Here is a 13,259-nt window from a genome sequence, read left to right on the forward strand (position 1 = left end):
TGCTTAGAGCACGACGGCGGCCGGCCACCTTCGCTGTTTTGCCGCTGGGCGCTTGAACCGTGTGTCCAGGACTCCGGCGAAACCTTCCCGGTGGCGGCCTTCTGGATGCGGTCGTCGCCCACCGACGAGGCAGCGGACAGGGCATCCTGGATATCTTGCTTGGTCAGCGGATCGAGGAAAGGTTGACCGGTTTTCGGGTCCCTTGTAGTGCTGGCATATTTGACCCAGAGGCCCGCATAGCAATCGGCCTGAAGCTCCACGCGCACGCCACCGGATTTCGGACCTTGAGGATCTTCTTGGGCCTTGTCCAGATTCCCCAGGATGTTCTGGATGTGATGGCCGAACTCGTGGGCAACCACATACTCCTGCGCGAGCGGGCCGCCGGAAGAGCCAAAGCGGTCCACGAGCTCCTGGAAGAATCCGGGATCGAAGTAGGCCGTGGTGTCTGCTGGGCAGTAGAACGGACCAACGTCGGTGGAGGCAGGGCCGCAACCGGTGCTGGTGGCACCGCTGAAGATCACGGTTTTCGGCTGCGGGTACTTCACCTTGTAGTCGGCAAGATAGGCGGGCCAGAAGGCGTTGAGGCTATTGACGGTACCGGTGATGCGGCAGTCGAGTCTCTTGTCGGCGTCCGCGCCTGTCCGGCATTGCTGGGTTCCGCCGGACGCTGTGCCGACGGCCGGTGGTTGCTGCTGGCCAGTGAGACCTTCAAGCAGGCTCGGATTGATTCCGAAAAGAGCGGCCAGGAGAAGGATAATTCCCCCTCCAATACCGCCGCCGATCATCGTTCCACGGCCCATCCCGCCGCCGCGCCGGTCCTGCACTTGGCTCGGGTCGAGGTCCGCGCCGTCATTGAAACTCATAGTCCCAACAATAGACGTCACACACAGGCCCGAAGTTCGCCGCAGAGGCTAAAATTCGATGATGCCTTTTTTGGACCGACTACAGCGCTGGGCCGATGACCGCCCCGACGACACCGCCGTCGTCGTGGGCGACAAACGGCTCACTTGGGCTGACCTTCGAGACGCTGCGACCCTGCGCCTGGAGGAGACAGCCGCGACGACGATACTTGCTGAGCCCAATTCCCTGGACTTCGTGGTGGCATACGCTGCCGCAGTGGCGGGCGAGCGCTGCTGCGCCGTACTCGACCCGCTGTGGCCGCAGCCGGTTCTGGATGAGGTCGCCGAGCGGATAGGACAGGACGGGCCCGCCACCGCAGAAGCTTCCCCTACTGACCGGGAGCTTGCCGACGGCCTTCCGGACACCACGTTCCTGATCGGCTTGACCTCTGGAACCACATCCGTCCCCAAAGCCTTTACCCGTTCACGGCGCTCGTGGCAGGTCTCGTTTGATGCCTCCATCGAATTCTTCGGACTGACCCGCGAGGACAAAACGCTGGCCCCAGGGCCACTCGCCGCGAGCTTGAACCTGTACGCCCTCTCCGAGTGCCTCTACGCGGGGGCGGCCTTCCATACATTGGAGACCTTCGACGTCGGCGACGCCCATGCGGCCATCAGCCACGACGGCGTTACTCGCCTGGTCCTCGTGCCGACCATGCTGCGCTTGTTGAGCGAGCGCGGACTGGTTGGCGGTGTCGATGCCTCCGGGGTGCGCAGCATTATCTGCGCGGGTTCAAAGCTGGATGCCCGTACTTTGGAGGCCGCCAGGCGTTGGGCGCCCAATGCGGCGATCTTCGAGTACTACGGCGCTTCCGAGCTTAGTTTTGTCTCGGGAACACGCCTTGCGGCGGGCGAACCGCTCGATGCCGGCGGCACCGGCATCGGCGGGCCGTTTCCCGGCGTCGAACTCAAGATCCTGGATGATACCGGCGCGGAGCAGCCAGAGGGGGCGCAAGGCAATATCTGTGTCCGCAGCGGCATGGTCAGCAACGGATATCTGTGGGGCGACGACGGGCAGGCGCTGCGCTGCTTTGAGGGCTGGTACACGGTGGGGGACCAAGGCTATGTGGACGCCGGTATCTTGCATATCCTGGGCCGTCGATCGGACATGATCATCACCTCCGGCAAGAACGTCTACCCGCATGAGGTGGAACTCGCGTTGGCGTGCGTCCCCGGAGTCTCAGCGGCCGTCGCCGCGGGAATGGTCGACGACATCCGCGGACAAAGAGTCGTGGCAGGAATCCTCCCCGCCTACGGCTCGGTGACCGCAACCCAAGTGAAGACGGGCTTGGACGGTTTACTTGCCCGGGACAAGCGGCCGCTGCAGTACTTCTCCCTGTCCGAACTGCCGGTGACGGACCGTGGAAAAGTCAGCCGCCAGATCCTGCTGGACTGGATCAAGAACCACGATCCTCGGGCGAAACCCCTTGCTTAGCCGCGAGCCGGGCACAAGGCTGGATCCCTCCCGCCAGCCCGTGATCATTGCCGCCTTGCGGACACCCATTTGCCGCGTCAACGGACAACTGAAGTCGCTCCGTGCCGAAGATCTCCTGGCTCCGGTCCTACGCTCACTTCTGGCGGAAACGGGTGTTGGCGACTCTGATGTCAGCGACGTCGTGATCGGCAATGCCGTGGGTGGCGGCGGCAACCTGGCTCGCTACGCCGCACTGCGGGCAGGACTCCCGGTGGAGGTTCCCGGGCTGACTGTGGACAGGCAGTGTGGTTCCGGGCTCGATGCCATAGCCCTGGCGTCGCGGCTGGTGGCCGCCGGCGGCAATGGCGTCTTCCTGGCCGGGGGAGTGGAGAGTATCAGCACAGCTCCACTGCGTGCCAGGCGAAATCAGGACCCCGACGGCGATCCGGACTTCTACGCCCGCGCCACCTTCGTGCCGCCCGAATTCGGGGACCCGGACATGGGCGTGGCCGCTGAAAATGTGGCGCGGGAATTCGCCATCAGCCGCGAGCGGCAGGACGATTTCGCCTTGCGGAGCCATCGGCGCGCCGTCGCGGCGGCGGCCGCCGGCACCTTCGTCCCGGAAATCGTTCCCTTGGAAACAGGGGGTGCCCTGGTCCAAACCGATGATGGTCCCCGCGCGTCACTCAAGGCCGGACTCATGGCGCGCTTTCCCGCCGCCTTCGTTCCGGGCGGCACTGTGACGGCCGGAAACTCGTGCTTCGACGCGGACGCGGCCGCCGCCGTCGTGATCACTTCACTGCAACGGGCCCGGCAACTTGGTGCCGCCGACGGACTGCTCGTACTGGGCTGCGACACGGCAGGAGTGGACCCGGAGCTACTGGGTATCGGAGCTTCGGTGGCGGCTCAGCGGTTGCTGGCGGGGCTAGGCCTGGAGCCGGAGGAACTGGACTTGGTGGAATTCAACGAGGCATTTGCCTCGCAGGCTCTCGCCTGCCTTGATGCGCTGGGAGTGGATCCAGAGCAGGTCAACCTCGACGGCGGGGCCCTGGCTTTGGGGCACGGCTACGGTGCGTCCGGGGCTGTTTTGGTCACGCGGCTACTGGCCCAAGCCCGCACGATCGCCAAGGACAAGCCTGGCCGGGAGAGCCTGGCGCTGGCGATGATCAGCATCGCGGGTGGAATGGGCACGGCGGCAATGTTCCGGTACGCCCTTCTCCAGGACGACTAGTCTTCCGAGTCGCCCAGGCCGCGTGCTGCCAAGGCGTCGCCGGTCTGCCGCGCATAAGCCACAGTGGTGATGAACACCGGAAGGACCAGGGCGCGGGGATTGCGTTCCAACCCCCGCGCGCGGGCAGAGTCGCGGACATCGGAGAAAGCGCCGGCGATGAACGGAAGGCTGCGCAGCATGATGGCGATGGTCAGCGCGAAGCGCTCCGGGTCTGCCCCGAAACGCTCGAACGGCCTAGACAGCGAGACCACCCCGTCCAGCAACGCCTGCACCGGCGTCGTGACCGTTAGTACCGACGCCGCGACGACGCAGACGAGCACATTGAGGACGATCCGGGCGGCGACAGGGCCGCCCAGCTGCCACCATTGGAAGGCGCCGATGACGAGAAGGATGGGCGTCACCAGCCACACGGAATGCACGAGCCGTTTGAACCCTGCACCGCTCAGCATGAAGAGCCCGCACATCACGGCCAAGACCACCGCCGAGACGAGCCAGTCGACAATCAGGAACGAGGCCAGGCCGCAGCCCGCGACCAACACGAATTTCAGCCACAAGGGCGTGCGGTGCACGATCGAGTCGCCACGCACATAGTTGGGGATCAGGACCCCACGGCCCCTCACGTCGCCTGCACCTTGCCTTGGGAGGGTCCAGCGGCGACCCCGCGGACTTCGCCAGGTGCCGCTGCCTCAGAGCAAAGCGCACGGTAGTGTTCGACGGCGTCGGCTGCTCCGCCGTCGAACACTATCCGTCCGCCATCCACCACCAGGGCGCGTTCCGCTTCCAGCGCGAGCTCGAGATCGTGGGTGGACATGATGATTTGTTGCTCAAGACCGGCAAGCGTGCGTCGGAGCAGCTCCCGATTGCGCAGGTCCAGCAGCGTTGAAGGCTCATCGAGCACCAGTACAGCAGGATTCACCGCGAGGACGGCCGCGAGGGCGAGCAACTGCCGTTCCCCGCCGGAGAGCTCGTAAATGCTTTGATCAGCGAGCTTGAGGAGGCCGAACCGTTCCAGGACGGCTTCTGCCCGGGCCGCACGCTCTTTGGAATTCTTGATGGAACGCCGCAGTGAGAGTTCAACATCTTCCCGGCCGGTCGGCATGACCAACTGCGACAGGGGATCGGTGAAGACGAAACCTACCTGGCTACGGACCTGACGAACGTCTCCCATGCTGTCCGCGCCGTTGACGGTGACGGCACCTTCGCTCGGAGCGACCAAACCGTTGAGCAAACGCAGCAGGGTGGATTTTCCCGAGCCGTTTGCGCCTATGACGGCGATGCGCTCCTCGGTCAGTTCCAATGACACGTCCTGCAGCAAGGTCTTGGGCGCGGGGCTGCCATCGACGGCCACGCGCACCGAGACTTCGCTGAGAATGATGGTGTTCATGTGCTGATTGTTCCCGCTCTATTTGGCGCGGCGTCTATTTGACGCGGCGGACCAGGATGTCCGGGAATGCTTTGTGGAGGGCGACGGCGATGATCGCGGCCAGGACATTCTTGATGGTATCGCCGGGGTAGTAGGGCAGGTCGGCCAGGAATGCCTTGGCGAAGTCGAACTTGCCATTGACCATGAAGCCAAGCACGCCGAGGCCGTGGATGAGGACGATCGTGCTGACCATCGCTGCTGCAAACAAGAACACAGTACGGTACTTGACGGTCCTGCGGATCACGCGGGCCGCGAGCCATCCGGCGGCCGCGGCGGCGAGCGGGAACGCGATGATGTAGCCGGCTGATGGTGTGGCCAGGATGCCAAGCCCGCTGCGGCCACCGCTAAAGATCGGCAGCCCGGCAAAACCGAGCAGGGTGTACAGCCCGACGGCGGCAAAGGCCCGGCCACCGCCAAGCACAAGGCCGGTCAACAAAACGGCAAGTGTCTGTAGCGTGATCGGGACACCAAGGGCGCCTACCGGAATCCCTGGAATCATCGTTGAAGCGGCCACCAAAGCCGCGAACACCGCGATAAGGCCGATGTCAGTGGACGTCCAGCGGGTGCGGGTGCGCCCAGTAGCTGCGGTCTTGATGCTGCTCATGTTGTTTCCTGTCTGATGCCGGGGGCGGAATGAATCCCCTGAAACCGAGACTACAGAGCAGCCAAGCGCAGTATTTTGTAGGGTGTCCACGAGCAGTCCGGCAAGGCCTTGGAGCGAAGGGACAAAGAGCAGCGGACCTTTCGGGATCGGACTTGTCCTTCCGTCAGTCCACGCCGTCGTCGTCCACTGGAGGAAGCCCACCCGGTCCACCTTGCGGTGGTAGTGCATGCCGGCCAGGCCGCCCAGCACCGCTGCGACGAGGGTCACCACCGCCACGACGACGGCCGCGATGATGCCAGCCGTGCTCAGCTGTCCCTCGTTCATGGGAAGACGGTCTCCCTTGTGGCGGCACGTGGCTCGTATGCGGCCGGAACGACGCCATAGCCGCGTGTGTCGTCAACGTAGCCGGGGTGCGTACTATTTCGGGATCGTGGACGATGGATGCTCAACTTGTGCTCTGGCAAGCGTGGGACTCGGCGGGCGGTAGAATCGTATAGGCCGTTTGTTCGGCCCCCTCCACCCCAGCTGCGCCGATGACTTCCGTGCCGCGGGTGTTCCCCGTTGAAAGGCATCCCCCGAATTGATTACCGTCCAGGAACTCGAACTGCGCGCCGGCGCCCGCCTGCTCATGGATCAGGTCAGCTTCCGCGTGGACAAGGGGGACAAGATCGGCCTGGTTGGCCGGAACGGTGCAGGCAAAACGACCCTCACCCGCGTCCTGGCCGGCGAGGGGCTGCCCGCGGCAGGCAAGGTCGCCCGGAGCGGCGAGATTGGCTACTTGCCACAGGATCCGCGGACCCCGGACATGGAACAGCTGGCGCGCGACCGCATCCTCTCCGCCCGCGGCCTCGACGTGGTGGTGGGCAAGTTGAAGCAGGCTCAAACGGACATGTCCAGCGAAGACGCCACCGTACAGCGCAAAGCGATGAACCGCTACGACCGCCTGGAAGCTGAGTTCCTCGCCGGAGGCGGTTATGCGGCCGAGGCCGAAGCCGCAGCTATTTCCTCCAACCTGGCCCTTCCCGAGCGGCTCCTGAACCAACCGCTCAAGACACTCTCGGGTGGCCAGCGCCGCCGCGTCGAGCTCGCCCGGATTCTCTACTCCGACGCCGAAACCCTGCTCCTGGACGAACCCACCAACCACCTCGATGCCGACTCCATCACGTGGCTCCGCGACTTCCTCAAGGGACACCAGGGCGGGCTGATAGTGATCAGCCACGACGTGGAGCTCCTTGAAGCCACAGTCAACAAGGTCTACCACCTGGACGCCAACCGGGCTCAGATCGACTTCTACAACATGGGGTGGAAGCGCTACCTGCAACAGCGCGAAACGGACGAACGTGCCCGCAAGCGTGAGCGCGCGAATGCCGAGAAGAAGGCCCAGGTCCTCATGGACCAGGCCAACAAAATGCGGGCCAAGGCCACCAAGGCTGTGGCAGCGCAGAACATGGCAAAGCGTGCCGAGCGGCTGCTTGGCGGCCTCGAAGCAGTCCGCGAGCATGACCGCGTGGCAGCACTGCGATTCCCGGATCCCGCACCTTGTGGCAAGACTCCGCTTACGGCGGAAGGCTTGAGCAAGTCCTACGGCTCCCTGGAGATCTTCACGGATGTGGACTTGGCAATCGACCGCGGTTCCAAGGTGGTGATCCTGGGCCTTAACGGTGCAGGCAAGACCACCCTCTTGCGCATGCTTGCTGGAGTGGACAAGCCGGACACCGGCGAAATTGTCCCTGGCCATGGACTCAAGGTGGGCTACTACGCCCAGGAGCACGAAACCCTTGACCACGATCGCACTGTCTTGGAGAACATGCGCTCATCCGCCCCTGACATGAAGGACGCTGAAGTCCGCGGAATCCTCGGCTCGTTCCTGTTCTCGGGAGATGACGTCGACAAGCCAGCGGGTGTCCTTTCCGGTGGGGAGAAGACGCGACTGGCCCTCGCCACGATCGTGGCCTCGAGCGCGAACGTACTGCTCCTGGACGAGCCCACCAACAACCTTGACCCTGCCAGCCGCGCCGAGATCCTGGGCGCGTTGCGAAACTATTCGGGCGCCGTCGTGCTTGTCAGCCACGATGAAGGCGCCGTGGAGGCGCTCAATCCGGAACGCGTGGTGCTGCTCCCGGACGGCGTCGAGGACCACTGGAACGAAGATTACCTGGACCTCATCACCCTCGCTTAGAGGGCAGTCTTAGGGCATTTCCCACGGCACAGAGGCAAGGGGCCGGCCCAGTTCGATGTAGCTTTTCAGGTTGGAGAGGACGGCCGACCAGCCTCGGCTTGCAATGGCTAGCTGCTCCTCGTCGGCGATGTTCCTGTGGTGGACGGTGAGCCTGGCAATGCCGTCGTGTGACTCGATGGTGAAGGTGACCACGTCGGGCTTCACCACCTCTGGGACAGTGGGATCCTCCCACGTGTTGACGAGGCGCATCGGCGGCGTTGCTTCCAGGATGGTTCCCACGACGTCGGCCGTCCCGGAGCCATCTGTGCGCTGGTGCTCCCAGCGTGAACCTGCTTTCCAGTCCGAGACATTGGCGTGGCCCCAGTACTCGGCGGTCTGAGCGGCATCCGTCAGCGCCGTCCAAATCCGGTCCGGGGTTCCTTCGATGTACGTGACGTAGGTGTATTCAGCCATGCTCACCAGCCTAGCCCCGGACGGCGTCGGATCAACCGCCCGGCGGACCTGTAGCTCAGGACCTGCCGCTCAGCGGACCTGCCGCTTAGCGGACCCGCAAGGGCTGTGCGGCCGTAATCCGTTGCAGTTCGCTGTAGCTGATGGAGAACATCGAGTGATGGTCGCCCGCGCCTGCCCAAAGAAGCGGATGCTCCTGGAGGGATATGTCGAGGATGGTGCGTATGGGCTGTGGGTGGCCAACGGGAGCCACGCCTCCCACGGCCTGGCCCGTGTGTTCCAGGACGAAGTCCGGGGTGGCCCGGCGGATCCTGGCGGCGCCCAAAGCCGCTGCCACCAGGGCCGTGTCCACCTTCGCGGCTCCGCTCGCGAGAATCAGCAGGGGTGCGCCGTCGAGCTCGAAGACCAGGCTGTTGGCTATCGCTGCGACGTCGCAGCCCAAGAGGGAAGCTGCGGCGATCGCCGTCGGGACGTCATCGTCAAAAGTGAGCACCGTGTCCAGGGCGCCTGCCGCAGTCAGCGCCGACTTCACGTTCAGGACGGGGGCCGGGACCACCTCAGTAGCCTTGCGCATCCAGGATTGCGTCTTCCTCTTCTTCGGCCGTCGGCCGCTTTGACTTCCGCGGCGCGGGAGCCTTGCGACGAGGCGTCGCACTGATTTCTTCGTCCTCGTCCTCGGCATCAATCCGGGCATTGCGGGCCTGCTGCCTCGCCGCATAGCCGAACCCGACGAACATCAGCACGCCGAAGGCAAACCACTGCAAGGAATAGGACAGGTGGGTGCCTTCGTCCGTGGCGGGCTTGGGGAACGGTGCGGGCATCGGCTGGACAGCAGGCGATTCCGTGGCCAGCTGTCCATACGCCCCGGTCATGATGGGGTAGCCGAGTTCTACGGCGTAGGAGGGCAGGTCGATGGACGCGAGTTGGCCGTCGACGGCGCCGCGGTCCAGTTTCTGTTCCGAGGCCTTCAATCGCGCGACGACGGTGACCTCGCCGGCCGGCGGGGCCGGGATGCTGTCAGGGTGACCGGGAGTCTTGTTTCCGATGGGGAGCCACCCGCGGTCAACCACCACGGCTTCGCCGCTCGTCAAGCGGAAGGGGACCACTACCTCGTATCCGGGCTGGCCGTTGAGGGGGCGGTTACGGACGACGCGTTGGCCGGCCACGTCATAGCTTCCGCGCAGTTCCACCTGTGTCCATTCCCGCTCCGGGTCCAACGCCTGGAACTCCGCCTTGGCGGCGGAGAACGGAAGGGGAGTGGCCGAATAGTTACTGACGACACGGTTGATCTCCGCCAGCGTTTCGGCCCGGCGGTCCATTTGCCAGCGGCCCAGGAAAACGCAGCCCGCCGCGAAGATCACGGCCAGGACGAAGTAGCCCAGCCACTTGCTGGAAAAAAGAAAGCGGTACATTCAGCGGACCTCGCCTGGGTCTGTGGTCTTCGCGAAAGGTATTGTCTCTTTCCACAGGCCGCGGGTCTGCAGGTAGTCCTCGAGCCATTCCCGGTGTTCCTGGCAGGAAAGCCATACCTTGCGGCGATCGGGGGTATGGATCCGTGGGTTGTTCCACAAGAGCTGCCACGTGGCCTCTGCGCGGCAGGCCTTGCGCGAGCACACAGCCGCGGGTGACTCGCGATGACCAGCTTGCTGCTCATTCTCCAGGGCAAGGCCGCTCATTGAGAAGATGTTCATGATGCCGCCTGTTCTTCCCCGCTGTGCGGGTATTTGAGCTTGGCGCCGCCTGCGATGTCTTCAGTTTCCGGGTGGGAGTCCCGGTGCGCGGCGTCGTCGTCGATGAGTTCGCCCTCCAGGACCGTCACGGGCGCCGCGGGCTCCGGGCCTTCTTCAGCCGACGCTTCCAGCTCGATTGCCGGGACGTAGTCCAGCAAGGCATCGCTGTGGACTTCGGCTTTGTCGCTGCCATTGGCGATCACCACGGCAATCCAAGGCAGGAACACGGCTCCCGCTACGGCGATGATCTTGAACCAGCCGTCAACTACGAAAATGAGGATGATGCATACCATGCGGATGCCCATGGCCACGGCATACTTGATCATTCGTTCGCGCATGTCGTCCGAATGGGCGGCAGCGGCATCGGTAATGCTGTGCACTACGGGGTCACCTGAAACGGCGTCCGGGTCCCCGGGCGCCTGCTGCAGGGGACTGCTATCTCTTGTCACGGCTGATTCATCACGCTCCAACGGCTTCTCTCAATTCTCTCACCAAGGAACGGGCCACCCAAACCGCGCCGAGGGCAACAACCCGCGGCTACCGGCTGCCGGCGGCTAAGATCGATCCAGGAAATCACCCTTTTTCAAGCGGCACCGTGCTGCCGCGGAACTCTGGAGAACAGCATGTCTGAAGCAGTATCAACCGCCCGCAGTGTCCTCATCACGGGCGGAAACCGCGGCATCGGCCTAGCTATCGCAGAGTCATTCCTGGCCAACGGCGACAAGGTTGCGGTGACATACCGCAGTGAAACGCCCCTTCCCGAAGGGATCCTTGGCGTCAAAGCCGATGTGACGGACGAGGCTTCACTTGACGCGGCATTCAAGGAAGTTGAGGCTGCCCACGGTCCGGTTGAAGTCTTGGTGGCCAACGCCGGGATCACCAAGGACACGCTTCTCTTGCGCATGAGCGAAGACGACTTCACCTCGGTCATCGACACCAACCTGACTGGTGCCTTCCGCGTCATCAAACGGGCTTCCAAAGGCATGATCCGCCTTCGCAAGGGACGCGTTGTGTTGATCTCCTCCGTCTCGGGTCTTTACGGCGCCCCGGGCCAGATCAACTACTCGGCTTCGAAGGCGGGCATGGTGGGCATCGCCCGTTCCCTGACCCGCGAACTTGGCAGTCGCGGCATCACGGCAAACGTGGTGGCCCCCGGCTTCATCAACACTGACATGACCGCCGAGCTTCCCGAAGATACCCAGAAGGCGTACTTGGCCAGTGTTCCGGCCGGACGCTTCGCCGAAGCGTCCGAGGTGGCCAACGTGGTCCGGTGGCTTGCAAGTGACGAGGCTGCTTACATTTCCGGTGCTGTCATCCCGGTCGATGGCGGCCTGGGGATGGGCCACTAGGCGCTTCCCTTCGCGGAGCGAGGCGCGTGGGCGAAACCGAAAAAATCGCCCATCCGTTCTTTGTGGGGAATCCACAGATGGAACGATGAAGCCCGCTGGCATGATTGACTCGGGACTATGAGAACTTGGATGTTTTGAACAAGTTGGACGTTTTAAATAAAGGAGCACGAATGGGACTGCTGGACAACAAGACGGCAATCGTCACCGGTTCTTCACGCGGCATCGGCGCTGAAGTAGCCAAGATCCTGGCCGGCGAGGGCGCTGCGGTCGTCGTCAACTACCGGCAGAAGGCCCCGCGGGCCAACAAGGTAGTGGGCGATATCCAAGCGGCCGGCGGCCGTGCTGTCGCCGTTGGGGCGGACCTGACCACGCAGGAAGGCGTCCAGTCTCTGGCCAGCGCCGCCATGGAGGAATTCGGTTCGCTGAACATCTTGGTGCTCAACGCCTCCGGTGGCATGGAATCCGGCATGGAAGAGGACTACGCCCTCAAGTTGAACCGCGATGCCCAGATCAACATGCTCAACGCGGCAATTCCGCTGATGCCGGAAGGTTCCCGCGTGGTCTTCGTCACGAGCCATCAGGCACATTTCGTCGAGACCGTGCCCACAATGCCCGAGTACGAACCGGTCGCCCGTAGCAAGCGCGCCGGTGAGGACGCGTTGCGCGGACTTCTCCCGAACCTCGCCGAGAAAGGCATCTCCCTCGTGGTGGTTTCCGGCGACATGATCGAGGGCACCGTCACGGCCACTTTGCTGGACCGCTCCAACCCGGGCGCCATTGAGGCCCGCCGCGCCGAGGCCGGCAAGCTGTACTCCGTGGAGGAATTCGCCGCCGAGGTTGCCAAGATGGTGACTGCCGACGTCGAGAGCGGCCACACCGAATACGTGGGCGGCGCCGACTACTTCGGCAAGAGCGCCTAGCCTTTTCCGCATGAAGAAGCGGCCCGGGACTGGCTGAATTGCTCAGTCCCGGGCCACTTCAGTGTTGCTTCTGAGTTGCGTGAATTCCAGCTAGACGCCGGCGATATGCCGGACCGCGTCCAGATATGGCATGTTGATGGCGGCATCGGCTACCGCCCGAACGGCAGGCTTGGCGTTGAACGCGACGCCGATCCCAGCTGCCTCCAACATGTCGAGGTCGTTCGCGCCGTCGCCCACGGCGATGGTGTGCTCCAGATCGATCCCCTCGGCAGCTGCCCACTCGCGGAGGTATTTCTCCTTGGCTGCGCGGTCGATGACGTCGCCGAGCACCTTGCCCGTGAGGACGCCATCAACGATTTCGAGTTCATTTGCGATCCAGTAGTCCAGCCCAAGTTCCTCCGCGATCGGCTTCAGGATCTGGTTGAAGCCACCTGACACCACCGCCACCGCGTGGCCCGCGGCTTTGAAAGCAGCAACGAGTTCCGCCGCACCCTCGCTCAGGCGCACCTCGGCACGGACGGCGTCGACGACGGCGGCCGGCAGGCCTGCGAGCACTGCCACGCGGGCGTGGAGGCTCTGCGCGAAGTCCAGTTCGCCTCGCATTGCGGCCTCGGTAACGGCTGTTACTTCCTCGCGCTTGCCGGCGTGTGCAGCAAGCAGTTCGATGACTTCCTGCTGGATCAGCGTGGAGTCGACATCCATGATCAGGAACTTGCGTGAAGCGTCGCGCAGGGCATCGGCGACGATCGCAGTGTCCATGCCGGGAGCCGCGGCGTCGGCGATCCGGCGCCGGAGGCCGGACAAGTCGGCGGCAGTTGCCCCGTCAACGGCCAGGCCGAGGGTGTAGACCCCAAAGCGATCGTCCCCCGAACGTGACTCGGACGTGAAGGAAGCCCCGGAACCCGACAGCACCTTGCGCAGGTGCTCAAGCTCCGAAGGGGACAAATTCACGCCATAGCTGACCGCGGTCAAGTTCGAACTCATGGCTGCAATCTTAGCCAGCGCAGAACCCCCACCCGAATTCCTGTTTCTTCCAGTGCGGCGCGCAAACAGTGCGACC

14 protein-coding genes and 1 pseudogene are annotated in these 13,259 nt (G+C 64.0%); 5 read left to right on the forward strand and 10 right to left on the reverse strand.

The window, feature by feature from the left end; genetic code table 11:
- Positions 1-38: 38 nt before the first annotated feature.
- Positions 39-863 (reverse strand): annotated as a pseudogene (gene ypfJ, locus AC1DLO_RS10010) (KPN_02809 family neutral zinc metallopeptidase); the annotation flags it as partial.
- Between the two features lie 61 nt (positions 864-924).
- On the opposite strand from ypfJ, the gene AC1DLO_RS10015 reads away from it, so the two are divergent.
- Together AC1DLO_RS10015 and AC1DLO_RS10020 are read left to right on the forward strand one after the other, a co-directional pair.
- Positions 925-2,334: a class I adenylate-forming enzyme family protein gene (locus AC1DLO_RS10015; protein ID WP_476889626.1), complete on the forward strand. Its 1,410-nt coding sequence runs from the start codon at positions 925-927 to the stop codon at positions 2,332-2,334.
- A complete protein-coding gene (locus tag AC1DLO_RS10020; protein ID WP_476889627.1) occupies positions 2,327-3,544 on the forward strand; it encodes a thiolase family protein in 1,218 nt (405 codons plus the stop codon). Before AC1DLO_RS10015 ends, AC1DLO_RS10020 begins: the two co-directional genes overlap by 8 nt.
- Here AC1DLO_RS10020 and AC1DLO_RS10025 read toward each other — a convergent pair.
- Genes AC1DLO_RS10025 through AC1DLO_RS10035 form a run of 3 tightly spaced genes read right to left on the reverse strand, consistent with a single transcriptional unit; the run spans position 3,541 to position 5,571 of the window.
- Positions 3,541-4,164 carry an energy-coupling factor transporter transmembrane component T family protein gene (locus AC1DLO_RS10025; protein ID WP_476889628.1) on the reverse strand — a complete coding sequence of 208 codons (624 nt, stop codon included), beginning with the start codon at positions 4,162-4,164 and terminating at the stop codon, positions 3,541-3,543. The two genes, AC1DLO_RS10020 and AC1DLO_RS10025, sit on opposite strands and share 4 nt — an antisense overlap.
- A complete protein-coding gene (locus tag AC1DLO_RS10030; RefSeq protein WP_476889629.1) occupies positions 4,161-4,928 on the reverse strand; it encodes an energy-coupling factor ABC transporter ATP-binding protein in 768 nt (255 codons plus the stop codon). Before AC1DLO_RS10030 ends, AC1DLO_RS10025 begins: the two co-directional genes overlap by 4 nt.
- A 34-nt stretch (positions 4,929-4,962) precedes the next feature.
- Complete coding sequence (locus tag AC1DLO_RS10035) at positions 4,963-5,571, reverse strand: biotin transporter BioY (protein ID WP_476889817.1); 609 nt, start codon at positions 5,569-5,571, stop codon at positions 4,963-4,965.
- A gap of 580 nt (positions 5,572-6,151) precedes the next feature.
- Here AC1DLO_RS10035 and AC1DLO_RS10040 point away from each other — a divergent pair.
- Positions 6,152-7,750 (forward strand): ABC-F family ATP-binding cassette domain-containing protein, encoded by a 1,599-nt coding sequence (locus AC1DLO_RS10040; protein WP_184735294.1) that lies wholly within the window; start codon positions 6,152-6,154, stop codon positions 7,748-7,750.
- Positions 7,751-7,759: 9 nt separating this feature from the next.
- On the opposite strand, the gene AC1DLO_RS10045 is transcribed toward AC1DLO_RS10040, so the two are convergent.
- The 5 genes from AC1DLO_RS10045 to AC1DLO_RS10065 form a co-directional block, all read right to left on the reverse strand.
- Complete coding sequence (locus AC1DLO_RS10045; protein ID WP_184735292.1) at positions 7,760-8,203, reverse strand: SRPBCC domain-containing protein; 444 nt, start codon at positions 8,201-8,203, stop codon at positions 7,760-7,762.
- A gap of 85 nt (positions 8,204-8,288) precedes the next feature.
- The gene (locus tag AC1DLO_RS10050) at positions 8,289-8,774 is read right to left on the reverse strand and encodes a YbaK/EbsC family protein (RefSeq protein WP_476889630.1); all 486 of its coding nucleotides are present in this window, start codon (positions 8,772-8,774) and stop codon (positions 8,289-8,291) included.
- Positions 8,758-9,612: an SURF1 family cytochrome oxidase biogenesis protein gene (locus AC1DLO_RS10055; RefSeq protein WP_184735288.1), complete on the reverse strand. Its 855-nt coding sequence runs from the start codon at positions 9,610-9,612 to the stop codon at positions 8,758-8,760. The genes AC1DLO_RS10050 and AC1DLO_RS10055 overlap by 17 nt, the downstream gene beginning before the upstream one ends.
- On the reverse strand, positions 9,613-9,891 hold the full coding sequence (locus AC1DLO_RS10060; RefSeq protein ID WP_476889631.1) for a hypothetical protein: 279 nt from the start codon (positions 9,889-9,891) through the stop codon (positions 9,613-9,615).
- Positions 9,888-10,400, reverse strand: coding sequence for a DUF3099 domain-containing protein (locus AC1DLO_RS10065; RefSeq protein WP_476889632.1), 513 nt, complete (start codon positions 10,398-10,400; stop codon positions 9,888-9,890). Before AC1DLO_RS10065 ends, AC1DLO_RS10060 begins: the two co-directional genes overlap by 4 nt.
- Positions 10,401-10,553: 153 nt before the next feature.
- Between AC1DLO_RS10065 and AC1DLO_RS10070 the strand changes: the two genes are divergently transcribed.
- Together AC1DLO_RS10070 and AC1DLO_RS10075 are read left to right on the forward strand one after the other, a co-directional pair.
- On the forward strand, positions 10,554-11,279 hold the full coding sequence (locus tag AC1DLO_RS10070; protein WP_476889633.1) for a beta-ketoacyl-ACP reductase: 726 nt from the start codon (positions 10,554-10,556) through the stop codon (positions 11,277-11,279).
- Between the two features lie 170 nt (positions 11,280-11,449).
- Positions 11,450-12,199, forward strand: coding sequence for an SDR family oxidoreductase (locus AC1DLO_RS10075; RefSeq protein ID WP_476889634.1), 750 nt, complete (start codon positions 11,450-11,452; stop codon positions 12,197-12,199).
- 90 nt (positions 12,200-12,289) lie between these two features.
- On the opposite strand, the gene serB is transcribed toward AC1DLO_RS10075, so the two are convergent.
- Positions 12,290-13,183, reverse strand: a complete 894-nt coding sequence (serB, locus tag AC1DLO_RS10080; protein ID WP_476889635.1) for a phosphoserine phosphatase SerB — start codon at positions 13,181-13,183, stop codon at positions 12,290-12,292.
- Positions 13,184-13,259: the final 76 nt, after the last annotated feature.

Source organism: Arthrobacter sp. 01T419 (assembly GCF_056398865.1).

Bases quoted from the DNA above. Each gene is read 5' to 3' on its own strand.
- AC1DLO_RS10070 (WP_476889633.1), top strand. From the start codon at position 10,554: ATGTCTGAAGCAGTATCAACCGCCCGCAGTGTCCTCATCACGGGCGGA.
- AC1DLO_RS10060 (WP_476889631.1), bottom strand. From the start codon at position 9,891: ATGAACATCTTCTCAATGAGCGGCCTTGCCCTGGAGAATGAGCAGCAA.
- AC1DLO_RS10035 (WP_476889817.1), bottom strand. From the start codon at position 5,571: ATGAGCAGCATCAAGACCGCAGCTACTGGGCGCACCCGCACCCGCTGG.
- serB (WP_476889635.1), bottom strand. From the start codon at position 13,183: ATGAGTTCGAACTTGACCGCGGTCAGCTATGGCGTGAATTTGTCCCCT.
- AC1DLO_RS10045 (WP_184735292.1), bottom strand. From the start codon at position 8,203: ATGGCTGAATACACCTACGTCACGTACATCGAAGGAACCCCGGACCGG.
- AC1DLO_RS10030 (WP_476889629.1), bottom strand. From the start codon at position 4,928: ATGAACACCATCATTCTCAGCGAAGTCTCGGTGCGCGTGGCCGTCGAT.
- AC1DLO_RS10055 (WP_184735288.1), bottom strand. From the start codon at position 9,612: ATGTACCGCTTTCTTTTTTCCAGCAAGTGGCTGGGCTACTTCGTCCTG.
- AC1DLO_RS10050 (WP_476889630.1), bottom strand. From the start codon at position 8,774: ATGCGCAAGGCTACTGAGGTGGTCCCGGCCCCCGTCCTGAACGTGAAG.
- AC1DLO_RS10015 (WP_476889626.1), top strand. From the start codon at position 925: ATGCCTTTTTTGGACCGACTACAGCGCTGGGCCGATGACCGCCCCGAC.
- AC1DLO_RS10075 (WP_476889634.1), top strand. From the start codon at position 11,450: ATGGGACTGCTGGACAACAAGACGGCAATCGTCACCGGTTCTTCACGC.